This window comes from Pseudomonas sp. RIT623 (assembly GCF_004519305.1).
GTDB lineage: Bacteria > Pseudomonadota > Gammaproteobacteria > Pseudomonadales > Pseudomonadaceae > Aquipseudomonas.
In genome coordinates this window covers 35,125-60,373 of the sequence record NZ_SOZA01000031.1, presented here as the reverse complement: position 1 = coordinate 60,373, position 25,249 = coordinate 35,125, and the positions used below count along the sequence as shown (strand labels likewise).

At 65.6% G+C, this 25,249-nt stretch carries 26 protein-coding genes and 1 pseudogene; 13 read left to right on the top strand and 14 right to left on the bottom strand.

Translation table 11 applies throughout. The annotated features are described in order from the left end of the window. Positions 1-159: 159 nt before the first annotated feature. On the bottom strand, positions 160-1,023 hold the full coding sequence (locus E3U47_RS19095) for a universal stress protein (RefSeq protein WP_134693218.1): 864 nt from the start codon (positions 1,021-1,023) through the stop codon (positions 160-162). A gap of 156 nt (positions 1,024-1,179) precedes the next feature. Here E3U47_RS19095 and E3U47_RS19090 point away from each other — a divergent pair, with 156 nt between their 5' ends. After that, on the top strand, positions 1,180-1,797 hold the full coding sequence (locus E3U47_RS19090) for a tRNA-(ms[2]io[6]A)-hydroxylase (protein ID WP_134693217.1): 618 nt from the start codon (positions 1,180-1,182) through the stop codon (positions 1,795-1,797). 4 nt (positions 1,798-1,801) lie between these two features. On the opposite strand, the gene E3U47_RS19085 is transcribed toward E3U47_RS19090, so the two are convergent. Further along, on the bottom strand, positions 1,802-2,122 hold the full coding sequence (locus E3U47_RS19085) for a YqjD family protein (protein ID WP_134693216.1): 321 nt from the start codon (positions 2,120-2,122) through the stop codon (positions 1,802-1,804). Positions 2,123-2,253: 131 nt separating this feature from the next. Between E3U47_RS19085 and E3U47_RS19080 the strand changes: the two genes are divergently transcribed. Next, the gene (locus E3U47_RS19080; RefSeq protein ID WP_134693215.1) at positions 2,254-2,517 is read left to right on the top strand and encodes a hypothetical protein; all 264 of its coding nucleotides are present in this window, start codon (positions 2,254-2,256) and stop codon (positions 2,515-2,517) included. Between the two features lies 1 nt (position 2,518). Here the strand turns inward: E3U47_RS19080 and E3U47_RS19075 are convergent, their stop codons facing one another. Beyond that, entirely contained in the window at positions 2,519-3,427 is a 909-nt protein-coding gene (locus E3U47_RS19075; protein ID WP_134693214.1) for a LysR substrate-binding domain-containing protein, read from the bottom strand. A gap of 87 nt (positions 3,428-3,514) precedes the next feature. On the opposite strand from E3U47_RS19075, the gene E3U47_RS19070 reads away from it, so the two are divergent. Further along, positions 3,515-4,441, top strand: coding sequence for a carbon-nitrogen hydrolase family protein (locus tag E3U47_RS19070; protein ID WP_134693213.1), 927 nt, complete (start codon positions 3,515-3,517; stop codon positions 4,439-4,441). Positions 4,442-4,444: 3 nt separating this feature from the next. On the opposite strand, the gene E3U47_RS19065 is transcribed toward E3U47_RS19070, so the two are convergent. After that, on the bottom strand, positions 4,445-4,915 hold the full coding sequence (locus tag E3U47_RS19065; RefSeq protein ID WP_134693212.1) for an LEA type 2 family protein: 471 nt from the start codon (positions 4,913-4,915) through the stop codon (positions 4,445-4,447). 128 nt (positions 4,916-5,043) lie between these two features. On the opposite strand from E3U47_RS19065, the pseudogene E3U47_RS19060 reads away from it, so the two are divergent. The 3 genes and pseudogenes from E3U47_RS19060 to E3U47_RS19050 all read left to right on the top strand — a co-directional run. Then, positions 5,044-5,550, top strand: a pseudogene (locus E3U47_RS19060) (RNA polymerase sigma factor); the annotation flags it as partial. Between the two features lie 4 nt (positions 5,551-5,554). Continuing rightward, the gene (locus E3U47_RS19055) at positions 5,555-6,430 is read left to right on the top strand and encodes a FecR domain-containing protein (RefSeq protein ID WP_256660308.1); all 876 of its coding nucleotides are present in this window, start codon (positions 5,555-5,557) and stop codon (positions 6,428-6,430) included. A gap of 120 nt (positions 6,431-6,550) precedes the next feature. After that, on the top strand, positions 6,551-8,965 hold the full coding sequence (locus E3U47_RS19050) for a TonB-dependent receptor (RefSeq protein WP_256660307.1): 2,415 nt from the start codon (positions 6,551-6,553) through the stop codon (positions 8,963-8,965). 36 nt (positions 8,966-9,001) lie between these two features. Here the strand turns inward: E3U47_RS19050 and E3U47_RS19045 are convergent, their stop codons facing one another. Next, positions 9,002-9,904 (bottom strand): LysR family transcriptional regulator, encoded by a 903-nt coding sequence (locus E3U47_RS19045; RefSeq protein WP_134693209.1) that lies wholly within the window; start codon positions 9,902-9,904, stop codon positions 9,002-9,004. Positions 9,905-10,006: 102 nt separating this feature from the next. On the opposite strand from E3U47_RS19045, the gene E3U47_RS19040 reads away from it, so the two are divergent. From E3U47_RS19040 to E3U47_RS19015, 6 genes are all read left to right on the top strand, one after another. Then, positions 10,007-11,086 carry an extracellular solute-binding protein gene (locus E3U47_RS19040; RefSeq protein ID WP_134693208.1) on the top strand — a complete coding sequence of 360 codons (1,080 nt, stop codon included), beginning with the start codon at positions 10,007-10,009 and terminating at the stop codon, positions 11,084-11,086. A 19-nt stretch (positions 11,087-11,105) separates the two neighbouring features. Then, on the top strand, positions 11,106-12,080 hold the full coding sequence (gene speB / locus E3U47_RS19035; protein ID WP_134693207.1) for an agmatinase: 975 nt from the start codon (positions 11,106-11,108) through the stop codon (positions 12,078-12,080). Between the two features lie 191 nt (positions 12,081-12,271). Beyond that, the gene (locus tag E3U47_RS19030; RefSeq protein WP_134693206.1) at positions 12,272-12,586 is read left to right on the top strand and encodes a hypothetical protein; all 315 of its coding nucleotides are present in this window, start codon (positions 12,272-12,274) and stop codon (positions 12,584-12,586) included. 21 nt (positions 12,587-12,607) lie between these two features. Beyond that, the gene (locus E3U47_RS19025; protein WP_134693205.1) at positions 12,608-13,756 is read left to right on the top strand and encodes a PQQ-dependent sugar dehydrogenase; all 1,149 of its coding nucleotides are present in this window, start codon (positions 12,608-12,610) and stop codon (positions 13,754-13,756) included. A 79-nt stretch (positions 13,757-13,835) separates the two neighbouring features. Continuing rightward, on the top strand, positions 13,836-14,954 hold the full coding sequence (gene zapE, locus E3U47_RS19020; protein WP_372239529.1) for a cell division protein ZapE: 1,119 nt from the start codon (positions 13,836-13,838) through the stop codon (positions 14,952-14,954). A gap of 11 nt (positions 14,955-14,965) precedes the next feature. Continuing rightward, the gene (locus E3U47_RS19015) at positions 14,966-15,544 is read left to right on the top strand and encodes a DinB family protein (RefSeq protein ID WP_134693204.1); all 579 of its coding nucleotides are present in this window, start codon (positions 14,966-14,968) and stop codon (positions 15,542-15,544) included. Between the two features lie 36 nt (positions 15,545-15,580). Here the strand turns inward: E3U47_RS19015 and E3U47_RS19010 are convergent, their stop codons facing one another. The 6 genes from E3U47_RS19010 to yegQ form a co-directional block, all read right to left on the bottom strand. After that, positions 15,581-16,579: an alpha/beta fold hydrolase gene (locus E3U47_RS19010; protein ID WP_134693203.1), complete on the bottom strand. Its 999-nt coding sequence runs from the start codon at positions 16,577-16,579 to the stop codon at positions 15,581-15,583. Positions 16,580-16,654: 75 nt separating this feature from the next. Continuing rightward, positions 16,655-17,092, bottom strand: a complete 438-nt coding sequence (locus tag E3U47_RS19005; protein ID WP_134693202.1) for a YqaA family protein — start codon at positions 17,090-17,092, stop codon at positions 16,655-16,657. Further along, positions 17,092-17,520: a DUF411 domain-containing protein gene (locus tag E3U47_RS19000; RefSeq protein ID WP_134693201.1), complete on the bottom strand. Its 429-nt coding sequence runs from the start codon at positions 17,518-17,520 to the stop codon at positions 17,092-17,094. The genes E3U47_RS19005 and E3U47_RS19000 overlap by 1 nt, the downstream gene beginning before the upstream one ends. 23 nt (positions 17,521-17,543) lie before the next feature. Then, entirely contained in the window at positions 17,544-18,431 is an 888-nt protein-coding gene (locus E3U47_RS18995; RefSeq protein ID WP_134693200.1) for a copper resistance protein B, read from the bottom strand. After that, entirely contained in the window at positions 18,424-20,151 is a 1,728-nt protein-coding gene (locus tag E3U47_RS18990; protein ID WP_134693199.1) for a copper resistance system multicopper oxidase, read from the bottom strand. Before E3U47_RS18990 ends, E3U47_RS18995 begins: the two co-directional genes overlap by 8 nt. 79 nt (positions 20,152-20,230) lie before the next feature. Further along, positions 20,231-21,565: a tRNA 5-hydroxyuridine modification protein YegQ gene (gene yegQ, locus E3U47_RS18985; protein ID WP_134693198.1), complete on the bottom strand. Its 1,335-nt coding sequence runs from the start codon at positions 21,563-21,565 to the stop codon at positions 20,231-20,233. A gap of 123 nt (positions 21,566-21,688) precedes the next feature. Between yegQ and E3U47_RS18980 the strand changes: the two genes are divergently transcribed. After that, entirely contained in the window at positions 21,689-22,750 is a 1,062-nt protein-coding gene (locus E3U47_RS18980; protein WP_134693197.1) for an AI-2E family transporter, read from the top strand. A gap of 1 nt (position 22,751) precedes the next feature. On the opposite strand, the gene E3U47_RS18975 is transcribed toward E3U47_RS18980, so the two are convergent. The 3 genes from E3U47_RS18975 to E3U47_RS25025 are packed head-to-tail and all read right to left on the bottom strand — an operon-like array spanning position 22,752 to position 25,156. Then, positions 22,752-23,966 carry a YcaO-like family protein gene (locus E3U47_RS18975; protein WP_134693196.1) on the bottom strand — a complete coding sequence of 405 codons (1,215 nt, stop codon included), beginning with the start codon at positions 23,964-23,966 and terminating at the stop codon, positions 22,752-22,754. Further along, a complete protein-coding gene (locus tag E3U47_RS18970; protein ID WP_134693195.1) occupies positions 23,963-24,958 on the bottom strand; it encodes a trans-aconitate 2-methyltransferase in 996 nt (331 codons plus the stop codon). The genes E3U47_RS18975 and E3U47_RS18970 overlap by 4 nt, the downstream gene beginning before the upstream one ends. Before the next feature lie 51 nt (positions 24,959-25,009). Further along, the gene (locus E3U47_RS25025; RefSeq protein ID WP_167659509.1) at positions 25,010-25,156 is read right to left on the bottom strand and encodes a hypothetical protein; all 147 of its coding nucleotides are present in this window, start codon (positions 25,154-25,156) and stop codon (positions 25,010-25,012) included. Between the last annotated feature and the right edge of the window lie 93 nt (positions 25,157-25,249).

Here is a 25,249-nt window from a genome sequence, read left to right as displayed (position 1 = left end):
GTGCGCTCCCTGTAGGAGCGGCCTTGTGTCGCGATCGGGCGCGCAGCGGCCGCAAAACCTGCAGCCTCGGTCCTCCAGGAAATTCGCGTGGCCTGGATTACGGCCGCTGCGCGCCCGATCGCGACACGAGGCCGCCTACAGAGGGACGCGTCGTGACTTTCAGCCCCGCGCCAACTCGGCCAGATGCACCTTGGCCTCTTCGCTCTTGAGCACCAGCACATCGCTTTCCAGCGAGTCCAGCACCACCTCTGCGGTATTGCCGATCAGCGCCCCAGAGATGCCGGTCCGCGCCACAGTGCCGACAATGGTCACAGCGGCATCGAGTTTCTTCTCGGTATGCGGAATCAACACATCTGCCGGCCCTTCAGCGATGTGCAGGCGATCATCACTGATATCGAACTCCGCCTGGAACGCCTTGCAGGCCTCTCGATAGCGTTGTTCGATGGTCTCCGTGAGCTGGTAGACCGGGTCAGCCGCCGACAGCATGGGCGAGGGGTGGGCACTGATCACATGCAGCTCGCCTTTGGCCAGGCTGGCAATGTCATAGCCATGGTCGATGATACTGGCATGCAACAGGCGATGGGCTTCGTCCTGGTTACCGACATCCACAGCGGCCAGGATCTTGCCTCCCGTCCAGGGCCGTTCGCTCTTGACCATCAGCACTGCGCAAGGGCATTCGCGCAGCAGTTTCCAGTCACTGGGCGTCAACAATGCCTTGCGCAGCGGGTTGTCGGGGCGATGCTCCTTGATCACCAGCTCACAACCCTCGGCCTGCTGCACATGGATGATCGATTTGTGCAGGTTGTCCTCCCAATGCTGCTGGTAAGTGACGTTGTCGTGGCCATCGTCGTGCAACTGGCTGCTGAGCAAGCTGAGCAGCGCATCATGGTCCTGCTTCTTGTCGCACATCAGCAGGTGCAGGCGCGCGCCGGTCACCCCGGCAATCAGCTTGGCCCGGGTCAGGGCGCGGCTGTGGGCATGCTCGGGGTCGAGGACGACAAGGATGCTGCGAACGGCTTGCATGGGCATGAACTCCCTTCAGAATGGCGGCCAATGCCTGACTATAGACGGCGCTGCTCCGCCTGCCGCTTGATATGTATCAAGCATAGCCACTGGCACAGGGCGCCGTCGCCGGTATAATCGCCGACCCTGCCGATGTCCTGTGTGGTTGCGAGTGTCATGTCCCTGATTCCTGAAATCGACGCCTTCCTGGGTTGCCGTACCCCCGATGCCTGGATCGAGGCCGCCCTGGCCGACCAGGAAACCCTGTTGATCGATCACAAGAATTGCGAGTTCAAGGCGGCCAGCACGGCGCTGAGCCTGATCGCCAAGTACAACACCCACCTCGACCTGATCAACATGATGTCGCGTCTGGCCCGTGAAGAGCTGGTGCACCATGAGCAGGTGCTGCGCCTGATGAAGCGCCGTGGCGTGCCGCTGCGGCCGGTGTCGGCCGGGCGCTATGCCTCAGGCCTGCGACGTCTGGTGCGGGCCCATGAGCCGGTCAAGCTGGTGGACACCTTGGTGGTCGGCGCCTTCATCGAGGCGCGCAGCTGCGAGCGCTTCGCCGCCCTGGTACCGCATTTGGACGAAGAGCTCGGCACCTTCTACCACGGCCTGCTCAAGAGCGAGGCGCGACATTACCAGGGCTACCTGAAGCTGGCCCACCAGTACGGTGATGTAGCGGATATCGCCCGGGTCGTCGACTTGGTGCGTGAAGCGGAGGCCGAGCTGATCAGCTCACCCGACCAGGAACTGCGTTTCCACAGCGGTATTCCGCAGGCCCTGGCCGCCTAGCTGATTACTGGCGACGCCCCAGCAGCAGGCCGACCACCAGGCCGAAACCGGCGGACACTGCCACGGTCTGCCAGGGGTGCCCGCCGATGTATTGCTGGGTCGCCTCGACCACAGGCTGGGCCTTCTGCCCCAGGCGACTGGTGGCGTCGCGGGCCTGGCGCAGCTTCAGGCCCAGTTGCGCGCGCAGAGTATCGGCATCCTCGCCGACCAATGAAGCGCTGTCGCTGAGCAGCCGTTCCGACTCCTCGATCAATGCCTGCAGTTCGCTGAACACCTGGTCCTTGATCTGGTCGCTGTCGGCTTGCGCGGCGTTTTTCCTGGCCATGTACACATCCTCGTGAAGGGTAGGGAGTTGAACAGTGGATGCCACGGCGCCGGGAAAGTTGCAGCGGCGTTCCGGTGGCCTGGCCCTACAGTGTAAGATAGCGGCCATTTCCAGCGGCAGGTATTACCCCCATGAGTTTCAATCTGGCCAATTTGAGCTTCCAGGAACGGGCGCAGATCGAGGCGGAGAAGTCCCGCTTGTTCGAGTTTTGGCAGAGCAACCTGGGCAAGGCCAAGGGCGAGGCGGCGCGCTTGATCGCCGAGAAGCCGCGGCGCAAAGGCAAATGGGCGGAATGGGTGCGCGCCGAACTCGAGGGCATGTCGCCACCAGAGTTCACCAATCTGGTGCGCAGCGAGGTCAACAAGATGATGGCCGCCGCCAGCAACAACCGCTGAGTCAGGCGAACACCTCCAGCACCGCCGCACGCACCCGCTCCACCAGCGGGTCCAGCGGCCCGCTGCTGCGCCAGCCCAGCTCGATCGGGTAGCGTGGCAGCGCCAGTGGGCAGGGCAGTACCCGCAGCCCGGCATTGGCGGCAATCGCCCTGGCCGCATGGCCGGGCAAGGTGGCCAGATACCGGGTGCCCTTGAGCAAGTGTCCCAGCGCGGCAAAATGGCTGGTGGCCGCGCAAATCGTGCGATGCTTGCCCACGGCGGCCAGGGCTTCGTCGACAATCCCCACGAAACCACCAGATGACACCAGGATCTGTTCCCGTTCGACGAAGGCGTCGAGGCTCAGCTGTGCCTGATCGGGCGCCAGGCTAGTCGGATCGACCAGGCACTGGTAGTCACCGTCGCCGAGCACCACGCGGCTGAGCAGGCGCTGGGCAAAGCCGCCCGAGGTCAGCGCCAGGTCCAGGCTGCGCTCCAGCAAGCCCTGCGCGACGATCTGGCTGTGGGTCTGGCGAAAGATCAGGCGCAGCCCCGGGGCCTGCCGGCGTACCGCGGCGATCAGGGCCTGGCCGTAGGCGATTTCGAAATCGTCCGATAGCCCCAGGCTCAGCGACCGGCCCTCGAAGTGATTGGCTTCGGGGTCGAGCAACGCCAGGCTTTGCCTGCACTTGCCCAAAGCCTCGCTGATCAGCGGCTTGAGCTGGTTGGCGCGCAGGGTCGGGCTCAGGCCGCGGCCGGTGCGCACGAACAGCGGGTCGTCATACACCTGGCGCAGGCGGCGCAGGGCGGCACTGACCGCTGACTGGGTCAGGCCCAGGCGCAAGGCGGCGCGGCTTGCGCCCCCTTCGTCATGCAGTGCTTCGAAGACTTTCAGCAGGTTCAGGTCGATGTCGATGATATTCATAAGGTCAATATCATTCAGTAGTGAAGTGGGCTTTATTCATGAGTGCAGCGCGCTGGAGAATCTACCAGACCTTTACCCTGACTGGAGTCTCGAGAAATGCCCAAGTCCATCGTCGCCGCGCTGCAGATCGGCTCGTTGCCTGAAGGCAAGGCCGCCACCCTGGAACAGATCATTGGCTATGAACAGGCCATTCGCGACAGCGGCGCCAGCCTGGTGGTGATGCCCGAAGCGTTGCTGGGGGGGTACCCGAAAGGCGAGGGCTTCGGCACGCAACTGGGCTATCGCCTGCCCGAGGGCCGCGAGGCCTTTGCCCGCTACTTTGCCAACGCCATCGACGTACCAGGCGCCGAGACCGACGCACTGGCGCAGCTTTCGGCACGCACCGGCGCAAGCCTGGTACTCGGGGTCATCGAGCGCAGTGGCAACACCTTGTATTGCACTGTGCTGTTCTTCGAGCCGGAGGCAGGTCTGGTGGCCAAGCACCGCAAGCTGATGCCCACCGGTACCGAGCGGTTGATCTGGGGCAAGGGCGACGGCTCGACGCTGGCGGTGGTGGACAGCCGCGCCGGGCGTCTCGGCGCCGCGGTGTGCTGGGAGAACTACATGCCGCTGCTGCGTACCGCGATGTACGCCAAGGGCGTGCAGCTGTGGTGTGCGCCGACCGTCGACGAGCGGGACCTGTGGCAGGTGAGCATGCGCCACATCGCCGCTGAAGGGCGCTGTTTCGTCATCAGCGCCTGCCAGGTGCAGGACTCGCCGGTGGCCCTGGGCCTGGACGTGCCCAATTGGCCCGCCGAGCGGCCGCTGATCAATGGCGGCAGCGTGATCGTCGGCCCGCTGGGCGAGGTATTGGCAGGGCCCCTGGTGGCCACGCGCGGGCTATTGACCGCCGAGGTCGATACCGCGCAACTGGTGCAGGCCCGCTACGATTTCGACGTGGTCGGCCACTATGCGCGGCCAGATGTGTTCGAGCTGTGCGTGGACGAGCGCGCCCGCCCGGGCGTGCGTTTCGTCGCCGACTGACCGCTACCAACCGGCCTGTGTCGGGCCGGGCAGGTCGAGCTTGCCCTTGTCGGTGAAGCGCACCGTGCCCAGCGGGCCACCGGCAAGCTTGCCGCGCAGCACATAAGGCAGGCCTTGTAGCGACTCGACCCGGCTCAGGCCATAGGCCTGGCGCAGGAAGGCGAAGGCGGTGATGCTCACCGGCACCACGAGCATCGCCTCGTCGTAACGGCCGATGTGCCCGCGCTGGTCGCTCACGCCGGCGGCCAGGGGTTGATCGTTGACCTCCAGGTTCAAGGCGATGCCGTTGAAATCCACGGGCGCCTCGTTGGGGTTCTGCACGCGGATCTTCACCGCCATGCGCAGCTCCAGGTCCTGGCCGGGCAGGGGATCGATGCCGATCACGCTGATCGTCAGCGGATCGCGGTTGTGGAACAGCGCGCAGGCGTTCAAGCCCAGGCACAGCAGCAGGATCAGGCAGCAGCGGACGAACATGGCGATGACGGTCTCGGCTCACGGGCGAGCTGGTAGTGTGGCAAATACCCAGCGGCGTTGAAAGTATGGCCCGATATGAAAGATACTGTTTCTCATTAACGACCGATAACTCTTCCCGATCTCTACCCATGGCGATCTCTCCCGTGTCCGGGCTGCTGGCCAGTTTCCAGGAGCACTACGACGACCTGTTGCAGTTCCTGACCCGGCGCATGAGCGACCGCCAGCGCGCCGCCGATGTCGCCCAGGAAACCTACCTCAAGCTGGTCAAGGTCGACGGCCAGGCGGTGCAGGTGCTGCATGCGCGCAGCTTCATCTTCCGCGTGGCCGGCAACCTGGCCATCGATGCCCTGCGCCGCGAGCAGCGCCTGGCGGCCAGCCACGAGGACAGCGATGGCGCTACCGCGTTGGCCTGCCCGGCGCCACCGCCAGAGGCCGCGTTGCTGGCCCATGAGCGCCTGCAGATCCTCGACGAGGCGTTGTTGCAACTGCCCCGCAATGCCCGCCAGGCGCTGTTGCTCAACCGTGTCGAAGGCCTGACCCAGGCGCAGATCGCGCAACGGCTGGGCGTTTCCGAGAGCATGGTGGCAAAATACATCGGCCAGGCCCTGCGCCATTGCCGTGACTGGCTCAAGCACAACCATGACTGAAGCCCACGCCATGCCCAACTGCCAACCCCTCAGTGCGCTGTCCGACGATGCCCTCGACTGGCAGGTGTTGCTGCACGCGGGCAATGCCACGGCCGCCGATCGCGCGCGCTACCAGCGCTGGTGCCAGTTGAGCCGGGCGCATGCAGAGGCGGCGGCTGAGGCCGAGGCGCTGTGGCGAGACCTGGGCCACACCTCGACCGCCAAGGCTCGCCCGGCACCAGCGCGGCCGTGGCGGCGGCTATCGGCGATTGCCGCGTCGCTGGTGCTGTGCATGGCCGGCTATGTAGCCTGGCAGCAGGTGCCAGCCTGGCGGGCGGATTACCACACGGCTGTCGGCCAGCGTTACAGCCTGACCCTGGCCGACGGTTCGCGGGTCACGCTCAACAGCGCCAGCGCCTTGTCGGTGGTTTACAGCGAACATGAGCGCAAGGTCGTGCTGGAGGCGGGCGAGGCGCTGTTCGAGACGGTCGCCGACCCACGCCCGTTCGTGGTGCAGGCCGCAGGCGCGCCGGTGACCGGCAACGCTGCAGTGTTCAGCGTGCGCCGGCAACCCGGCGGTGACCAGGTACTGTTGGCCGAAGGCCAGGCGCAAGTGGCCGGCCAAGCCCTGCAACCTGCGCCGGATGCCGGTACCCGCACGGCCTGGCAGCGCGGCAAGCTGATCTTCAACGGCAAGCCGCTGGGCCAGGTGCTGGCGGAGCTTGAGCGCTACCAGCATGGCCGTATCGTGATTCCCGACCATCAGCTCGCGGCCCTGGAAGTCAGCGGCGTGTTCGATCTCGACGACCCCCATGCGCTGTTGCGCACCCTCGAACAACGCTACGGGTTGAAAGTCACCTACCTGCCGTTCCTGGCGGTGGTGTACTGAGCCCTGCGAGTCGGCAATCGAAATTTTTTTCATTTACCACTGCAAGTTCATCTCAGCCAGATCGTCGTAGGGGCACTGATCACCCAACCCTCTTTCCTCCGACTGTCTGGAAGCTCTTTCGTGAAGGCTACGCTCCCGCACCGCTTCAAACATGCCTTGCTGTCCTGCACTGCCCTGGCCTCCCTGGCCGGGCCGCCGCTGGTCGAGGCCGCCACCGACGCCCCCGCTGGCAGCGCCCAGGCTCGCCAGGTCAGGCTCGAGCTGCCGGCTCAGCCGCTGGACCAGGCCCTCACCACATTCGCCGACCAGGCCGGGCTGCACCTGCTCTACACCACCTCGGACGTGGCCGACCTGCAGGCGCCGGCGCTCAGCGGCAGCTACAGCCTGGAGCAGGCGTTGCAATCCTTGCTGGCTGGCAGCGGCGTCAGCTACCAGTTCAACGACGCGCGCACGGTCACCCTGCGCCGCGCCGCGCCGCCGCAGAGTGTCAACCTCAAGCCTATCGAGGTCAGCGTGGCATCGCGCACCAGCACCGCGATCAGCGAGATCCCCGGTACGGTCTGGGTGGTCGACCAGCAGCAGTTGCGCGAGCAGATCGACAGCGGCGTCAGCCTCAAGGAGGCTATCGGCAAGCTGGTGCCAGGCCTGGACCTGGCGCCGGAAGGGCGTACCAACTACGGCCAGAACATGCGAGGTCGTGAAGTGCTGGTGATGATCGACGGTGTGAGCCAGAACAGCTCCCGCGGCCTGTCGCGGCAGTTCGACAGCATTTCCCCGTTCAACGTCGAGCGGGTCGAGGTGCTGTCCGGGGCCAGCGCCATCTACGGTGGTGGCGCCACCGGCGGGATCATCAACATCGTCACCAAGAAGGGCGAGGCGGGCCCGCTACGTTTCGAAACCCAGTTGGGCGCCAGCAGTGGTTTCAACAACAGCGATGACCTGTCGACCCGTATCGCCCAGTCGATCAGCGGCGGCAACGAGCGGATCAATGCCCGCCTGGGGATTTCCGGCGAGCAGAACGAGGCGTTCTACGACGGTGCCGGCGAGCAGATTTTCATCGACAACACCCAGACCGACCTGCAGTACAACCGCAGCCTCGACCTGCTCGGTACCCTGGGCCTGACCCTGAGCGATGAACAGAGCCTGGACCTGCTGGCCCAGTACTACGACTCCGGCAACCATGGAAGCACCGGTATCTACTTCCCCAACCTGCGTCACAACGCGCCCTCGGACCTTGAAAACGCCGAGCTGCGCGGCGGTTATTCATCCGACCTGCAGCCGCGTACCCGACGCTTGCTGCTCAACGCCAATTACCACCACCGCGACCTGCTCGGCCAGGACTTCTACCTGCAGGCCTCGTACCGCAAGGAAAACGACAACTTCTACCCGTTCCCCTACTACAACACCGGCAAGCCTACCGGTTCGCGCGGCGTGTACTTCGCCGCGTCGCAGCAGAACTTCGAGGTTTCCAGCCTCAAGGCACTGTTCGCCAAGCAGTGGGATACCCTCAAGCTGACCTACGGTGTCGACTTCGACCGCGAGCGCTTCAACGCCGAGCAGACCACCTTCGATGCACGAGTCTCGTCTGCAAGCGGCGGCCTGGACCTGGACAAGGCCAGCAAGGCGCCGCGCTACCCCAGCTACCGGGTCGATGGCGTGTCGTTCTACAGCCAGCTCGACTGGCACGCCACCGACAACCTGACCCTGTCCGGTGGCGCCCGCCGCCAGCAGATGGATGTCCAGGTCAGCGACTTCAAGAGCGTGCCAGGCGGCAGCAACGACTACCAGGTGAACCTGTACAACCTCGGCGCCATCTACGACTTCAAGAACGGTCACCAGGTATGGAGCAACTACGGCGAAGGCTTCGAATTGCCCGACCCGGCCAAGTACTACGGCAAGCCGGGCCTATCGGTGGGCGACAACCCGCTGGCCGGGATCAAGAGCCGCCAGGTGGAGCTGGGCTGGCGCTATGCCGACCTGGACTGGAACGCCCAGGCGGCGCTGTACTACATCTGGTCGGACAAGGTCATCAATGTCGATTCCGCCACCCTGACCATCGATGTCGAGGAGCAGAAACGTCGTGATTTCGGCTTCGAAGGGGCATTGACTCGCTATTTGCACAACGGTTGGGAGGCCGGAGGCACCATGCACCTGGTGCGCTCGCAAGAGGAGGACGCCGACGGCGACTGGATCAAGCGCGACGCCCGCTATGCCTCGCTGTCCAAGGCCACCGCCTTCGTCGGCTGGAAGGGCGATGGCCGCACGGCGCGGTTGCAGGCCAATCATGCCTTCACCCTGCGCGACGATGCCCATCACCAGATCGACGGCTACACCACCTTTGATCTGCTGGGCAGTCAGGAGACCGGCTTCGGCACCTTCAGCGCCGGTGTGCAAAACCTGTTCGACAAGCAGTACAGCACGGTGTGGGGCCAACGGGCGACGCTGTTCTACGCGCCGACTTACGGGCCGGCTTACCTGTACGACTACCAGGGCCGTGGGCGGACCTACACCTTGACCTGGAACCTCGTCTATTGAGCATGGGCGCGGGTTGATCGGCGGGCTTGCCCCAAGCTAACGCCCACGCTCGGCAAATGCTGCGCCCAGGTCCTCGATGAACGCCAGCATGGCTTCCCCGGGCGCCTGGCCGCGGTGTCGGGCCAGGGTGAAGGGCACGCTGAAATCCAGCGCGGGGTCCAACGCCCGCAACCAGCCCTGGGCCTCCCATGGCGCGGCGCAGTGGCAGGGCAGGTAACCGATGTGCCGGCCAGAGAGGATGAAGGTCAAGGCGCTGTCGATCTGCTCGGCCAAGGCCATGCTGCGCCGGCTCTGGAAGGGTTCACCCTGTTTCAGAAAGCGGTAGGGATGGCGCACTTGGTCGGCATCGAGCAATTGCGCGCGGCTCACCTCGGCGGCCTGGAACAGCGCGTGGCCCTTGCCGCAGTACAGGCGTTGGCGCTCCTCGAACAACGGCCGGTAGTCGAACGCCGCCTGGTTACCGGAAAAATAGCTGATGGCGCAATCCAGGCGCTGCTCCAACAACAGGCGTTCCAACTCGGCGGGCGGGGCGCAGGTCAGCTCCAGCTGTACCGACTCCTCGCGCTGGCGAAACCGTGCTATGGCCTGGGCGATACACAGGGTCACAGGCCCATCCTGGTTCTCCGCCAGGCCGATGCGCAACGTGCCCAGCAGGCGCCCGGCCACGCCGTTGGCCTGCTGGCGGAACTGCTCGATCTGCAGCAACAGGCCACGGGTCGCCTGCAATAATTGCGCGCCCTTTTCCGTCAGGCGAAAGCCACCTTTACCGCGGCTGCACAGGCGATAGCCCAGGCGTGTCTCCAGCTTGGCCATCTGCTGGCTGATGCTCGGCTGGCTGAGCCCCAGCACGCCCTGGGCGGCGCTGAAGCCGCCGGCCTCGACTACAGTGACGAACAGCCGCAGCAGGTGTAGGTCGAGGTCGTGCAGTTGTCCCAGCATCACATTGCTCCCGATGAATGTCAGCTTTGCAAAGTTGCCATTTTTGCAATGTAACCCGGCCGGCATGCTGGCGGCACCCACCCCCAAGCCGAGGTGCCCGCCATGCGTCGAACGTTGTGCCTGCTGCCACTGCTGATCGCCCTGCCGCTGCAGGCCGAGGAGAAAGTCGTCAACCTGTACAGCTGGGCCGACTATGTCGCCCCACAGACCCTCGAGCGCTTCGAGCAGGAAACCGGCTACAAGGTCCGCTACGACACCTTTGACACCACCGAGGTGCTGGAAACCAAGCTGCTGACCGGCGGCAGCGGCTATGACGTGGTGGTACCCTCGGCCACGGTGCTGGCCCGCGCGCTCAAGGCCGGCGCCTTGCAGCCGCTGCAGGCACAGGCGATGGCAGGCTATGCCAACCTCGACCCTGACCTGCTGGCCAAGCTGGCCGAGGCCGACCCGGGCAATCGCCATGCCGTGCCCTACACCTGGGGCACCCTGGGCCTGGGGGTTAACGTCGAGGCGGTTCGCCAGCGCCTGGGCGAAGTGCCACTGGACAGCCTCGACCTGTTGTTCAAGCCTGAATATGCCAGCCGTCTGAAAGATTGCGGCATCGCCATGCCCGACTCGCCCCAGGAGGTGATTGGGGTGGCCCTGAACTACCTGGGCAAGGACCCGTACAGCCAGAGCAAGGCTGACCTGGATGCGGCGCAGCAACTGCTGATGCAACTGCAGCCGTCGATCAGCTACGTGGCCAACGGCCGGCAGATCAACGACCTGGCCAATGGCAGCGTGTGCCTGGCGTTGACCTACAACGGCGACGCCGCCATGGCCGCCGACCAGGCGCGCCGCGCCGGCAAGCCGTTCGCGCTGATCTACCGCATTCCCCGCGAAGGCACCCTGGTCTGGCAGGACAACCTGGTGATCCCCAAGGACGCCCCGCATCCCGAGGCTGCCCGGGCCTTCATCGCCTTCATGCTGCGCCCCGAATCGGTGGCGGCACTGACCAACACGCTGTTCTTCGCCAATGCCAACCAGGCGGCCACGCCGCTGGTGGACGAGGCCATCCGCGACGACCCGGACATCTACCCCCCGGCCACGGTGCGCCAGCGCCTGTTCGCCGACCGCAGCATGGCGCTGGCCGACCTGCGCCAGCGCAATCGCCTGTGGACCACTTTCCGCAGCCGCCAATGACCACCACAGGAGCGCAACCGTGGACCTCGCCCAAAACAACGACCAGGCCATCACCCGTGACAGCCTCTACGGCACCGCCGCCGAGAGCACCTACGCTGGCATCACCAGTTTTTCCCGGCGCCGTTATAGCCGCGATCTGCGCGGTGTCGACGTGGTGGTCAGCGGCGTGCCGTTCGACACCGCCACCAGCAACCGCCCGGGCGCGCGCTTTGGGCCGCGGGCGATTCGCGCCGCCTCGGTGCAACAGGCCTGGGCCCGCCATTGGCCGTGGACATTCGACCCGTTCGACCAACTGGCGGTGATTGATTACGGCGACTGCGCCTTCGACAGCGGTACCCCGGCCTCGGTCCCAGCCAGCATCGAGGCCCATGCCGAGCGCATCCTCGAGGCCGGCTGCGCCATGCTCACCCTCGGTGGCGATCACTTCATCAGCTACCCGCTGCTCAAGGCCCACGCCCGGCGCCACGGCCCGCTGGCGCTGATCCACTTCGACGCCCACAGCGATACCTGGCCGGACGAGGAGGGCCAGCGCATCGACCACGGCACCATGTTCTGGCATGCCGCGCGCGAAGGTTTGGTGGACCCGGCGCGCTCGGTGCAGATCGGCCTGCGCACCACCAACGACGACAGCCAGGGCTTCGCCGTCCTCGATGCGCGCCAGGTGCACCGCCAGGGCACCGAGGCGATCATCGCGGCGATCCGCGCGCGGGTGGGGGACATGCCGGTGTACCTGACCTTCGATATCGACTGTCTCGACCCAGCCTTCGCCCCAGGTACCGGCACGCCGGTGTGCGGCGGGCTGAGCACGGTGCAGGCGCTGGAGATCCTCGGCGGCCTGCGCGGGATCAACCTGGTGGGCATGGACCTGGTGGAGGTGGCGCCGGCCTACGACCATGCCGATATCACCGCGCTGGCCGGGGCGACCTTGGCAATGGAGATGCTGTGCCTGTATGCCGCCCGGCACAAGGTCGACAAGCACCTAGCGCAAGGGTGAGAGGTGACTTGCCCCGCGACAAGGCCCGATTGGGCCTGGGTCATCGCGGGGAACGCCCGCTCCAAGCACTACGAGGAGCCATACTGAAACATCAGGAATCATCTCCACGCGGATTGCCACCTTTGCGTCGAACCCTGCGCGCCTTAGGCTATCCAACCCTGGAGCGCGCCTTTTCGTACCGGAGGTGAAGCATGAACGCCACACTGCCAACCCTGGCCCTCGGCCTGTTGCTGGCCCTGCCGCTCCAGGCTGCGCCGTTGCCACCATTGGCCGCCAACGACAGCAACAACCCCTACAACAGCCCGATCATGCGGGCCAACCCCAACAGCCGTCAGGGCAGCGTGCCGGCTGCGCCGCCCGTGCGCGGCCCGTCCACCCAGCCCAACCCGCGCCCACCTACCCTGGACAACCGCGGCATCGGCAACGGCGAAAACCTGCGCCGCGAGCAACAGACCCCGAACCTGCAACCCACCCGGCCACCGCGCGACTCGCAACGCGTGCCGTGAGCCCCTGCGAAGGATCCGAGCATGACGCCACGCACCTGGTTGATCACCCTGGCTGCCGCCGGCCTGTTGCCACTGCTGACCCAGGCCGCCCCCGAGCAGACCTTGCCCAGCGAGGAGGGCCAGCTGAGCGTCAGCACCCTCGCCAATGGCCTGCGCAACCCTTGGGCCCTGGCGTTCCTGCCGGATGGCAAGTCCATCCTGGTGACCGAGCGCCCAGGCAACCTGCGCATCGTCAGCGCCGAGGGCAAGGTCGGCCCGCCACTGTCTGGCGTGCCCAAAGTATGGGCCGAAGGGCAGGGCGGCTTGCTCGATGTGGTGCTGTCGCCAGAGTTCGCCCAGGACCGCACGGTGTACCTGTCGTTCGCCGAGGCGGGCGAGGATGGCAAGGCCGGAACTGCCGTGGGCCGTGGGCAGCTGTCCCAGGACCAGGCACGGCTGGAGAACTTCACGGTGATCTTCCGCCAGTTGCCCAAGCTTTCCGAGGGTAACCATTTCGGCTCGCGCCTGGTGTTCGACCGTGAGGGTTACCTGTTCATCGCCCTGGGCGAGAACAATCAGCGCGCCACCGCCCAGGACCTGGACAAGCTGCAGGGCAAGATCGTGCGGATCCTGCCCGATGGCGAAGTGCCCAAGGACAATCCCTTCGTCGGCCGCGACCAGGTGCGCCCCGAGATCTGGTCGCTCGGTCATCGCAACCAGCAGGGCGCGGCGCTCAACCCCTGGACCGGCAAGCTGTGGACCCATGAGCACGGCCCGCGTGGCGGCGACGAGATCAACATCCCGGCACCGGGCAAGAACTACGGTTGGCCGATCGCCACCCATGGCATCAACTACTCGTTGCTGCCGATCCCCGAGGCCAAGGGCAAGCATGTCCAGGGCATGGTCGACCCGCACCATGTATGGGAGAAGTCGCCGGGCATCAGTGGCATGGCGTTCTACGACAGCCCGACGTTCAAGGCGTGGGACCATAACCTGTTCATCGGCGCCCTGGCCACCCAGGAGCTGATTCGCCTGCAGCTCGAGGGTGACAAGGTGGTGCATGAAGAGCGCCTGCTGGGTGAGCTGAAAGCGCGCATCCGCGATGTGCGGGTGGGGCCGGACGGGTATCTGTATGTGCTGACCGATGACAAGGATGGGGTGTTGTTGAAGGTGGGATTGAAACAGGGCTGATGGGGTCGTAACTCCAGGCGCTGGTGTTGCCTGGTTCGCCAGCGAGGCTGGCTCCTGCGGTGCGTGGGGGCGCGGCTTGATGCCGGAATGGCGTACCATGCACGGCATGACTCCCGAATCTCTCTACCATCAGGCCCTTGGCGAGCGCGGCTTCGTCACCGACCCCGCCCAGGCGGTGGCCGTCGCTGCGTTGCAAGCCTGTTTCGATGCCCTGTGCCAGGGTAAGCCAACCCAGGGCCTGTACCTTTGGGGCCCGGTGGGGCGTGGCAAGACCTGGCTGATGGACCTGTTCCACCGTTGCCTGACAGTGCCGTCCCGGCGCCAGCACTTCCACCATTTCATGGCCTGGGTTCACCGTCGTCTGTTCCAGCTGGGTGGCACCGCCGACCCGCTCCAGGCCTTGGCCCGAGCGCTGGCCAGCGAGATCCGCGTGCTGTGTTTCGACGAGCTGTTCGTCAGCGATATTGGCGATGCGGTCATCCTCGGGCGCCTGTTCCAGGTGCTGTTCGACCAGGGGGTGGTGGTGGTCGCCACCTCCAACCAGCCCCCCGGTCAGCTGTATCGCGACGGCTTCAACCGCGAGCGCTTTGTGCCGGCCATCGCTGCCATCGAGCGACACATGGGCGTACTGGCAGTGGCGGGCGAGCAGGATCACCGGCTGCACCCGGGGGCCGCGCAGCAGCGCTATTGGGTCGCGCAGCCCGATGCACTGGACGCGGTGTTCCAGCAGCTGAGCCCGACTGAGCCAGGCAGCGAGCAGCCCCTGCAACTCGGGTCCCGGCAGGTTCGTGTGGTGCGCCACAGCACCCAGGCGCTTTGGTGCCAGTACCGCGACCTGTGCGAACAACCGCTGGCGGCCATGGACTTCATGGCCCTGTGCGACCGCTTCCCGGCGATTTTGCTGGGCGGTATCCCGCAATTGGGCGGCGAGCAACGGGCTGGTCGCATCGCGCGTGGCACCGAGGACGGCGCCGCGCGGGTGCTGGCCGGCGATCGTGAGCTACCGACCCTGGCGCCCAAGGACGACAGCGTGCGCCGCTTCATCGCCCTGGTCGATGAATGCTACGACCGGCGCGTGGCCTTGTACCTGGAAGCCGAGGTGCCCCTGGAAGCGCTCTACACTCAAGGGTATCTGGCGTTCCCGTACCAGCGCACCCTCAGCCGGCTACGGGAGATGCAACTGCAACGCTTCGCCTGAAGGAGCCGACCATGGAGCCGCTGTCGCATCACCTGCTGACCCAGGCCTACAACAATGGCTGGGCCAACCACCGCCTGTACAAGGCTTGCCTGCAACTGACCCAGGACGAGTTCGTCGCCCCGCGTTGCAGCTTCTTCCCGTCGATCAAGGCCACCCTCAACCACCTGCTGACGGTGGACTGGTTCTACCTTGACGCCCTGGAATGCGAGCAGCGCGGCGCGGCTCCCGACCCGGACGGCGAGCGCTTCTTCCAGCCCGAGCAACCGTTTTGCACCTGCACCGACCTGCAGGCCCAGCAGGCCCAGGCCGACCAGCGGCTGATCGCCTATTGCCGGGGCTTGCGCGATGAGCAACTGGGGCGCTACGTGAGCATCGTGCGGCCCGATCGGGTGCAGCGCGAACAGCGCCTGCGCTTGTTGTCGCACCTGTTCGAACACCAGATCCACCACCGTGGCCAGGTGCATGCGATGCTCAGTGACACCCAGGTACAGCCGCCACAACTGGATGAGTTCTTCTGCGGGGAGGAAGCGCATTTGCGCGCGGTGGATTTCGCCGAGCTGGGCTGGACCGAGGCGATGATCTGGAAGTGAGTGCAAGCCGCCGGTTCAGCGGTAGCCCGAGTACCGTCAGCGTTGCAACCAGCCAAGCAATGCCTGGTGGAACTTGCCCGGCTCCTCGATTTGTGGCGCATGCCCCAGGCCCTCGAAGGTGACCAGCTCGCCTCGGGGAATCAGCTTCGCCACCTGCGGTCCGAGCATCTTGTACTGGCCTAGCCGGGCCTTGACCTCGGGCGGGGCGATATCGCTGCCGATCGCCGTGCTGTCCTGATCGCCGATCAGCAGCAGGGTTGGCATTTTCAGGTCCTTGAACTCATGGACCACCGGCTGGGTGAAGATCATGTCGTAGATCAGCGCCGAGTTCCATGCCACCAGCTTGTGCCCAGGGCCCTGGTTCAACCCCGCCAGCATCTGCACCCAGCGCTCGTACTCGGGTTTCCAGCGCCCGGCGTAGTAGGTGTTGCGTTCGTAGTTGCGCACGCCTTCGGCATCGAGCTTGAGTTCCCGGGCGTACCACTGGTCGACGGTGCGATACGGCACGCCCAAGGCTTTCCAGTCCTCCAGGCCGATAGGGTTGACCATGGCCAGGCGCTCCACCTGCCGGGGATACATCAGTGCGTAGCGAGTGGCGAGCATGCCGCCGGTGGAATGGCCAAGGATGATGGCCCGGTCCACGCCCAGTTGCGCCAGCAGGGCGTGGGTGTTGTCGGCCAGTTGCTGGAAGCTGTACTGGTAGTGCGCCGGCTTGCTCGAGGTGCAGAAACCGACCTGGTCAGGCGCGATTACCCGGTAGCCGGCTTGGCTCAAGGCATCGAGGGTGGTTTCCCAGGTGCCGGCGCAGAAGTTCTTACCATGCATCAGCACCACGCTGTGGCCGTTGGCCTTGCCCTTCGCGGGTACGTCCATATAGCCCATTTGCAGCGCCTGGCCCTGGGACTGGAAGTCGAAGTGGCGCAGCGGGTACGGGTAGGTGAAGCCTTCGAGCTGCTCGCCATAGGTGGAGGGGGCGGCAGCGATGGCGCCACCCGAGGCGAGGCAGGTGAGGGCGATGGCGGTGGCGCGCAGCATGGGAGCACTCCCTGTAGGACCAGATAAGGAAAGGCGACTGTAGCAGCCACTGACCCTGGCCGAGCAGCAAAGGTGTTACCCGCTGTGAAACCAGCCCAGGGTGATCAGCGCCACCACGATGTAGCGCCCGCCCTTGGCCAGGGTGACCAGCAGCAAGAAGCGCCAGAAGGGTTCGCGCATGATCCCGGCGATCAGCGTGAGTGGATCACCGATCACCGGCATCCAGCTCAGCAGCAGCGACCATTGCCCCCAGCGCTGGTAACGCTGCTGGGCGCGTTGCAACTGGCTGGCGCTGAACGGGAACCAGCGCTTGTCGCGCAGTTGCTCGATGGCCCGGCCCAGCAGCCAGTTGACCAGCGAACCCAGCACATTGCCCAGGGTGGCCACCAGCAATAGCAGCGCCCAGGCCTGGGGCTCGCGCAGCAGCAGGCCGACCAGCACGGCCTCGGACTGCAAGGGTAGCAGTGTGGCGGCGCCAAAGGCGCTGAGGAACAGCGCCGCGAGGCTGAGCATCAGTAGTTGGCGACCACGGTGTCCCGGCCATCCCGGGTCACGCCGATGACCTGGTAGGCGTCCTTGTGGTCACCCATTTCCATGCCCGGCGAGCCCATGGGCATGCCTGGCACGGCAAGGCCCTTGAGGTCGTCGCGCTTGGCCAGCAGGCGCACTTGCTCGGCCGGCACATGGCCTTCGACGAACTTGCCGTCGATCACCGCGGTGTGGCACGAGGCCAGGCCCGGCGCCACGCCCAGGCGCTGCTTGACCGCGCTCATGTTCGGTTCGACATGGTCGTTGACGGTGAAGCCATTGTCGCTCAGGTGCTTGATCCATTCCTTGCAGCAACCGCAGTTGGGGTCGCGGTAGACGTCGATGGTCTCGGCGGCCTGGGCCAGGCCGGTGATGGCCAGCAGGCCGAGGGTGAGCAGGTGTTTGCGCAGCATGGTGAAGCTCCTGTGACGCAGATTTAAAAGCGCAGGCGGACCCCGGCCACCAGCCGGGTCTGGCCGATGTCCTCGCCATCCTCCCGGGCTTGGTTGGCGCGGTTGCCGTGCAGGCGGTTGAAGCTGACCCCGACATAGGGCGCGAAACCACGGCTGATCTCGTAACGCAGGCGCAGCCCCACTTCGCTTTCAGCCAGCCCCGAGGCCTGTTCGCGGTCGGCGTCGTTGCGAGCGAAGAGGTTCACTTCAACGGTGGGTTCGAGGATCCAGCGGTTGGTCAGCAGCATAGCGTAACCGGCTTCCAGGCGCAGCGCGGTCTGTTGGCGCTCGCCAGCATAGGCGGTGGCCTCCAGTTCCAGGCCGTACAGCGGCGCGCCCTGGATGCCAAAGGCGGCCCAAGTCTGGCCGCTGGCTGGCTTGAAGTCCTGGCGCACACCGCCGACCAGTTCCCACCAGGGGCTGATGGCATGGCCCCACAGCGCCTGCAACTCGGCCTTGTGAGTCTTGCCCTGTTCCCGCTCACCCTCGCTGCGCAGCCACAGCCGGTCGACATCGCCGCCGACCCATGCGGTGGCGTTCCAGCTCACCGCGCCGCTGCTTTCGAAGTTCTGGTATTCCAGCTGGTCGACGATCACCGCCCAGTTGATCGCGCGGTCATGCACCTGGTGCCCTGGCAGCGACGGGAACGCGGCGCGCCGGTCGGCATCGGTGATGTTCGCCAGGGGCGTGCGCGGTTGCGCGGTGGTGGGCGTGGCGTGGTTCATCTGGCTGTGATCCATCGTCGGCATGGCGCCATGGTTCATCTGGCTGTGGTCCATGCCCGGCATGCTGGCGGCCAGGGCACGCTCGCTGGCCAGCAAGGCGACAAGGGCGACGCCGGTGACGATGCGGCGGCTGCTGATCTCATTCATCGACCCGTACCTCGCGGAACATGCCGGTCTCCATGTGGTAGAGCAGGTGGCAGTGATAGGCCCAGCGGCCCAGGGCGTCGGCGGTCACACGGTAGCTGCGTCGGCTGCCGGGGGGCATGTCGAGGGTGTGCTTGCGTACCAGAAAGCGGCCTTGTTCATCTTCCAGGTCGCTCCACATGCCATGCAGATGGATGGGGTGGGTCATCATGGTGTCGTTGACCAGGGTGATGCGTACCCGTTCGCCGTACTTCAGGCGCAGAGGCTCGGCGTCGCTGAACTTGATGCCATCGAACGACCAGGCGAAACGCTCCATGTGGCCGGTCAGGTGCAGCTCGATCTCCCGCGACGGTTCGCGCCCGTCCGGGTCGGGGTAGGGGCTGCGCAGGTCGGCGTAGGTCAGCACCCGGCGGCCATTGCCGCGCAGGCCGATACCGGGATCGGCCAGGTTGGCGCGCGGGGCCATGGTCTGCATGTCTACCAGCGGGTTGTCGGTCTCGCTGCTGGGGTGGCTTTGCATCATGGCCATGGCCGAGTGGTCCATGCCCGCCATGCTGCCGTGGTCCATCGCCGGCATGTTCGAATGGTCCATCTCGCCCATGCCGCCATGCCCCATGTCGTCCATGCTCAGCACCGGGCGTGGATCCGGCTCGGGTACTGGAGCTTGCAATCCAGCGGTGCGGGCCAGGGTGCCACGGGCGAAGCCGGTACGGTCCATGCTCTGGGCGAACAGGGTGTAGGCGGGCAGGTCGCCCACGGTGACCAGCACGTCATAGGTTTCGGCCACGGCGATACGCAGTTCGTCCACGGTCACCGGGGTCACCGGCAGGCCATCGGCGGCGATCACCGTGAGTTTCAGGCCGGGAATGCGGAAGTCGAAATAGGTCATCGCCGAGGCGTTGATCAGGCGCAGGCGCACGGTCTCGCCGGGCTGGAACAGGCAGGTGAAGTTACCGTCCGGTGGCTGGCCATTGAGCAGGTAGGTGTAGCCGGCGGCGCTGATGTCGGCGAGGTCGGTGGGGCTCATGCGCATCTTCGCCCAGGCCCAGCGGTTGTCGAGGGTGTTGCGCCAGCCGCTTTCGGCGACATCGTTTATGAAGTCACCCACCGTGCGCTTGTGGTAGTTGAAGGCGTCGGACTGTTTCTTCAGCGTAGCCATCAGCGCTTCCGGCGCCTGGTCCGACCAGTCACTGAACAGCAGCACATGGTCGCGCTGGTAGTTATGCGGTTCAGGTTCACGGGGTTCGATGACGATGGCCCCGTACACGCCGGCCTGTTCCTGCAGCCCGGAATGACTGTGGTACCAGTAGGTGCCGCTCTGGCGCAGGGTGAACTGGTAGAGGTAGTCGCCGCCCGGTTCGATGCCGGCGAAGCTAAGGCCCGGCACGCCGTCCATGTTGGCCGGCAGGATGATGCCGTGCCAGTGGATCGAGGTGGGCTGGTCCAGGCGGTTGCGCACGCGCAGGGTCACCGTGTCGCCCTCGCGCCAGCGCAGCTGCGGGCCGGGCAGGCTGGCGTTGACGGTCTGCGCGGTGCGCGGGCGACCGGTGATGTTGACCGGGGTCTGGCCGATGAACAGCTCGAACTGCTGGCCACTCAGGTCGTGCAGCGGCAAGCGCCCCTCTGCTGCCTGGGCCAGCGGGCGCCACAGACCAAGGCCGGCCAGGGCGGTGGCGGCGCCCAGGCCCTTGACGAAGGTGCGGCGGGTTGGGGTCGGTGGCATGGCGTGCTCTCGCTACGAAATTGCCACCATCCTTGCCGCCAGCGCCTGTCAGCCACCTGAGGCGCGGATTACAGATTTGTCAGGCAGCGGTCTCGGCGCCTTCCAGGTCGCGCATCAGCAGGCCGAACTCCAGGGACACCTGCTCGGGAATCGGCAGGTAGACCACATGGCCATCGCCCGGCGCCACCTCGATGGCCTGCTGCTGACGGTCGCACAGGCGGTGCAGGTCGAAGTGGTAGTTGCCGCGCGGAGTCATCAGTTCCAGATGGTCGCCCACGGCGAAACGGTTCTTCACCTTCACTTCGGCCAGGCCGTCCACGCGCACCCCGGTCAGCTCGCCGACGAACTGCTGGCGCTCGGACACTGAGTTGCCGCGCTGGTAATTCTGATACTCATCATGCACATGGCGGCGCAGGAAACCTTCGGTGTAGCCGCGCTGGGCGAGGGACTCGAGGTTGTCCATCAGGCCGCGGTCGAATGGCCGACCGGCCACGGCGTCGTCGATGGCCTGGCGGTACGACTGCACGGCGCGGGCGCAGTAGAAGTGCGATTTGGTACGGCCTTCGATCTTCAGCGAATGCACACCCATATGTGCCAGGCGCTCGACGTGCTGGATGGCGCGCAGGTCCTTGGCGTTCATGATGTAGGTGCCGTGCTCGTCCTCGAAGGCGGGCATCTCTTCGCCTGGACGGTTGCTTTCCTGGAGCAGGAACACCTGCGCGGTGGGCGCGCCCAGGCCCAGGGTCGGCTCGACCTCGCGGACGATATCACCGGTGAGATTCTCGGTGGCGGGGGTGCTGTCGTACTTCCAGCGGCAGGCGTTGGTGCAGGTGCCCTGGTTGGCATCGCGCTTGTTCAGGTAGCCGGACAACAGGCAGCGTCCGGAGTAGGCCATGCACAGCGCGCCATGGACGAACACCTCCAGCTCCATGTCCGGCACCTGCTGACGAATCTCTTCGATCTCTTCCAGCGACAGCTCGCGGGACAGGATCACTCGCGACAGGCCCAGGCCCTGCCAGAACCTTGCTGCGGCCCAGTTCACCGTGTTGGCCTGCACCGAGAGGTGGATGGGCACCTGCGGGAAGTGCTCGCGCACCAGCATGATCAAGCCCGGGTCGGACATGATCAGTGCGTCGGGGCCCATTGCGATGACGGGAGCCAGATCCTTGAGAAAGGTCTTGAGCTTGGCGTTGTGCGGGGCGATGTTGACCACCACGTAGAAGCGCTTGCCCAGGGCATGGGCCTCCTGGATGCCGAGCGCCAGGTGGGCGTGGTCGAATTCGTTGTTGCGCACCCGCAGGCTGTAGCGCGGCTGGCCGGCGTAGACCGCATCGGCGCCATAGGCGAAGGCGTAGCGCATGGTCTTGAGGGTGCCGGCGGGGGCGAGCAGTTCGGGCGTGGCGAGTGGGGTCATGGTGCGCACCGGGGCAAAAGGCGCGGATGCTAAGGGCGTGGCGCTGCGCCGGTATTGATCTGGATCAACGGCACTTTTGCCCCGGCGCCGGGCACTAAGCTGTTGAGCCCTCGAGGAATGCCCATGAACGAAACTGTGTTGCAGAACAAGGCCCTGACTGCGCTGCTGGCGCTGGTGACCGTTGCCTTCATCTGGATTCTCTTGCCGTACTTCGGTGCGATCTTCTGGGCAGTGGTGCTGGGCATCCTTTTCGCGCCGTTGCAACGTCGTCTGTTGTTGCGCCTGGGCGGGCGGCGCAACCTGGCGACGTCACTGGCGCTGCTGGCCTGCCTGCTGATCGCGGTGCTGCCGGTGATGATCATCAGCATGCTGCTGGTGCAGGAGGGCGCGGCGCTGTACCAGCGCGTGGAGAGCGGCCAACTGGACATTGCCGGCTATATCGAACGCGGCAAGGATATGCTTCCAGGCTACGCCCAGCATGCCCTGGACCGAATGGGCATGGGCAACCTCGACGGCCTGCGCGACAAGATCACCAAGTGGGCCACCCAGGGCAGCCAGTTCCTTGCAGGCCAGGCGTTCAGCTTTGGGCAGGGCACCTTCGAGTTCCTGGTGAGCTTCGGCATCATGCTCTACCTCTTGTACTTCTTCCTGCGCGAAGGGGCGGAGGTAGCGCGCAAGGTGCGCCAGGCCGTGCCGCTGCCCGAGCAGCAGAAGCGCCGCTTGCAGCTGAAGTTCAAGCGCGTGGTACGGGCCACGGTCAAGGGCAACCTGCTGGTGGCGATTATCCAGGGCGCGTTGGGTGGGTTGATCTTCTGGGTGCTGGACATTCCCAGCGCGCTGATCTGGGCGGTGCTGATGGCGTTCCTGTCGCTGCTGCCAGCGGTGGGGGCGGGGATCGTCTGGGCGCCAGTGGCGGCTTATTTCATCCTGACCGGGGCGACCTGGCAGGGCATCGTGCTGAGCGCCTTTGGGGTACTGGTGATCGGCCTGGTGGACAACCTGTTGCGGCCGATCCTGGTGGGCAAGGACACGCGCATGCCGGACTACCTGGTGCTGGTGTCCACGTTGGGCGGGTTGGCGGTGTTCGGGCTCAACGGGTTTGTGATCGGGCCGTTGATCGCGGCGCTGTTCGTGTCCAGCTGGGCGATCTTTGCCTCGACCAAGCCGCAGGTGCAGTTGCCGTAGGTCATCCGCTTTCTGCCAGGCGCAGGCCGCGCGGGCCGGGTAGTACCAGGTTACCGCTCCAGACCAGATGGAAGCGTTCCAGCCCAGGTACGAGGGCGTTGACCAGGCTGATCCCCTGGGCCCCGCGAAACACTTCGCAGATGCCCACCTGATGGCCGTGCCGCTGCAAGTCTTCCAGCAGCACCTGCAGTTGCTGGGTCACAGTCTGTGCGGGTAGCGGTTCTGGCAAGGTGCAGTAGCGGCTGTTACCCAGCAGGGCGGCAATATCGCGCTGCTGGCAGCGTTGCAGCCTTGGCCAGGCGGCCAGTGTGCCCGCCGCCTGCTGCAACTGCTGCCGGGCTTGCGGCAAGCGACTGTTGAGTTGCAGCTGTACCAGCTCGCTCAAGGCGCGCTGCACACCGTGCCAAGGGTCGAGTGAGGCGCCGCAGCCGACCACGTTGGCCTGCAAGGGCGAGGCCGGGCACAGGCACAGGGCCAGGAAACTGCGGCTGGCGAACTCGTTGCTGATGTCCAGCACGGCAATAGGGCTGTCCAGGCAGCGTTCGGCCTCGCCCCACAGGCGTGACAGGGCCGAGGTCGCCGGTGGGCGCAGCACCTGCAGCACGGGTTCGGGGCGCTGGTAGTAGACGTGGCGCAACATGAACAGCGACAGTGCATCGCGCTCGATGATCTGGTTCAGCGCGTGCAGCAAAGCCTCGTCGCGGCTGGCGCCGATTGCCGCGCCATCGTTGCTGCTGTAGCGCCTGAGCCCACGGTGGTCGAAGTTGTCGCCTGGCAGGGGCTGGTCGGCGTAATCAGGGTGGGTGACGCCAATCGGGTAGTCGAACAGCGGCTTGGCGTGGATGTCGGTATAGCGCTGGCAAGCCAGGTATCGGTCGGGCTGGGCCTCTAGCCAGGGCAGCAGGAAGTCGCCCTGCACGTGCGCCTCGCGGGCCAGGCTGGCGGTGCTGCGCAGGTGCAACGGGCGTGGCTGGTGCTCGTCGAGGTAGTGCTCGAGCGCCTCGAAGCGTGCGCCTACGCGGGCTTCCTCGAGCCCGCCCTTGCCGCTGCCGTGCGCCATCCTGCCGGTTGCCTCGTCAGTCAGGTGCATCAATACCGAGCAGAGGCCGTTGCCCAGGACTGTTTCCTCAAGGCGTAAGCCAAGCAATGCCAGTTGTTCCTCGACTCGCGTCTTGGCAACGGCCAGGCTGTATTCGCGTTCGGCAGGTCTGTTCATGAGGGTATCTGTTCCGGAAGGGGCTTGGGGCAGATCAATTGGTAGAACTGGAACAACTGCAAGGAGCCGGGGACCCCGGCCAGGCTGCTGGCGACTTGCAGGCCAAGCCGGCGGGCCTGCTGCCCGACGTCGAGCAACACACTCGATTGGCCGAACACCAGGGCCATGCCGCCGGGGCGGATCAAGCCGGTGAGCTGCTCGAACAACGCGAGGGCGCAAGCGCGGGTCATCATCTCGGCGTTCAGAAAGCGCAGGATCAGCACGTCGCAACTGCCCTTTGGCATGACCGGCACCTGGGCGTCGGCGATCTCGAAACTCAGGTTCGGCAAATGATGGCAGGCTGTCGCATGGTCGATCATCGCCGCCGAACGATCCGCCCCCATGCACTGGCTGTTTGGCAGTGCGCGTGCCAGCGTGGCGATGAAGGTGCCGGTGGAGCACGCCGGATCATGGATGATTGCGCCGGGGCGCAGGCGGCCCGAAAGCAGGGCGATGGTGGTGTCGCGAAAGTGCTGCTCCTGGCGGTCCAGGCGTTTGGCCAGGTCTTGCGGGGCATCCCAGAAGCAGGGTGGCGCGATCTGCTCTCGGCATTGGCTGTCCAGTTCCGGAAAGGGAAAATGGATTCTGTGGCTTGAAGACGTGAGTGCTTGCTGGAACAGCGCCGAGCATTGGCTGTCGGTCAACGGTTGGTATTGGCAGTGCCAGCCCTGTTCGTCCCAGCGCGCCTCCAGCAGCGTGCCCAGCAGCATGTCCGGGGTCAGGCGGCTATCCAGCTCGCCATTGGCGCCCGGTACCCTGCACCCCAGGTGCTCGATACCGTCGACCCGCAGCAGGAACAGGTTGTTGAGCCCGGGGCCGACTGGCTCGGTTATCCGGGCACTCGATGTGATGCCGACTTGCTCCATGGCGGGCAAGGCAAGTACGCAGGCCAGGTGCCTGGCCTGCGCCTCGAACGATTCGTGTTGGAAGGGGCTTTCGGCTAGTGATGGCATGGGCGCTCCTGAGCGCAAGGTGTGCCATCAGGCACACCTTGCGCAAACACGTTACTCGTCGTTCAGTTGCTGCTTCTCGTGCTCAGCCAGGTGCTGCGCATCGATCTGCTGAGGCTGCACCTGGGAGGGTGCCTGGGTGATAGCCTCGGACAGTTCTTCGTCTTGGGTGTTGGCGCGGAAACCCATGTAGATACCCATCTTTGATTCTCCTTGCAGTTAGTGGTGCAACGACACTTTCGTTGCCGTTGGAATTCTTGCGAATCACCACCGCCTGTTTAAATGGGAGTCGTT

Bases quoted from the DNA above. Each gene is read 5' to 3' on its own strand.
- E3U47_RS19095 (WP_134693218.1), bottom strand. From the start codon at position 1,023: ATGCAAGCCGTTCGCAGCATCCTTGTCGTCCTCGACCCCGAGCATGCC.
- E3U47_RS19090 (WP_134693217.1), top strand. From the start codon at position 1,180: ATGTCCCTGATTCCTGAAATCGACGCCTTCCTGGGTTGCCGTACCCCC.
- E3U47_RS19085 (WP_134693216.1), bottom strand. From the start codon at position 2,122: ATGGCCAGGAAAAACGCCGCGCAAGCCGACAGCGACCAGATCAAGGAC.
- E3U47_RS19080 (WP_134693215.1), top strand. From the start codon at position 2,254: ATGAGTTTCAATCTGGCCAATTTGAGCTTCCAGGAACGGGCGCAGATC.
- E3U47_RS19070 (WP_134693213.1), top strand. From the start codon at position 3,515: ATGCCCAAGTCCATCGTCGCCGCGCTGCAGATCGGCTCGTTGCCTGAA.
- E3U47_RS19065 (WP_134693212.1), bottom strand. From the start codon at position 4,915: ATGTTCGTCCGCTGCTGCCTGATCCTGCTGCTGTGCCTGGGCTTGAAC.
- E3U47_RS19055 (WP_256660308.1), top strand. From the start codon at position 5,555: ATGACTGAAGCCCACGCCATGCCCAACTGCCAACCCCTCAGTGCGCTG.
- E3U47_RS19045 (WP_134693209.1), bottom strand. From the start codon at position 9,904: ATGCTGGGACAACTGCACGACCTCGACCTACACCTGCTGCGGCTGTTC.
- E3U47_RS19040 (WP_134693208.1), top strand. From the start codon at position 10,007: ATGCGTCGAACGTTGTGCCTGCTGCCACTGCTGATCGCCCTGCCGCTG.
- E3U47_RS19030 (WP_134693206.1), top strand. From the start codon at position 12,272: ATGAACGCCACACTGCCAACCCTGGCCCTCGGCCTGTTGCTGGCCCTG.
- E3U47_RS19025 (WP_134693205.1), top strand. From the start codon at position 12,608: ATGACGCCACGCACCTGGTTGATCACCCTGGCTGCCGCCGGCCTGTTG.
- zapE (WP_372239529.1), top strand. From the start codon at position 13,836: ATGCCGGAATGGCGTACCATGCACGGCATGACTCCCGAATCTCTCTAC.
- E3U47_RS19015 (WP_134693204.1), top strand. From the start codon at position 14,966: ATGGAGCCGCTGTCGCATCACCTGCTGACCCAGGCCTACAACAATGGC.
- E3U47_RS19010 (WP_134693203.1), bottom strand. From the start codon at position 16,579: ATGCTGCGCGCCACCGCCATCGCCCTCACCTGCCTCGCCTCGGGTGGC.
- E3U47_RS19005 (WP_134693202.1), bottom strand. From the start codon at position 17,092: ATGCTCAGCCTCGCGGCGCTGTTCCTCAGCGCCTTTGGCGCCGCCACA.
- E3U47_RS19000 (WP_134693201.1), bottom strand. From the start codon at position 17,520: ATGCTGCGCAAACACCTGCTCACCCTCGGCCTGCTGGCCATCACCGGC.
- E3U47_RS18995 (WP_134693200.1), bottom strand. From the start codon at position 18,431: ATGAATGAGATCAGCAGCCGCCGCATCGTCACCGGCGTCGCCCTTGTC.
- E3U47_RS18990 (WP_134693199.1), bottom strand. From the start codon at position 20,151: ATGCCACCGACCCCAACCCGCCGCACCTTCGTCAAGGGCCTGGGCGCC.
- yegQ (WP_134693198.1), bottom strand. From the start codon at position 21,565: ATGACCCCACTCGCCACGCCCGAACTGCTCGCCCCCGCCGGCACCCTC.
- E3U47_RS18980 (WP_134693197.1), top strand. From the start codon at position 21,689: ATGAACGAAACTGTGTTGCAGAACAAGGCCCTGACTGCGCTGCTGGCG.
- E3U47_RS18975 (WP_134693196.1), bottom strand. From the start codon at position 23,966: ATGAACAGACCTGCCGAACGCGAATACAGCCTGGCCGTTGCCAAGACG.
- E3U47_RS18970 (WP_134693195.1), bottom strand. From the start codon at position 24,958: ATGCCATCACTAGCCGAAAGCCCCTTCCAACACGAATCGTTCGAGGCG.
- E3U47_RS25025 (WP_167659509.1), bottom strand. From the start codon at position 25,156: ATGGGTATCTACATGGGTTTCCGCGCCAACACCCAAGACGAAGAACTG.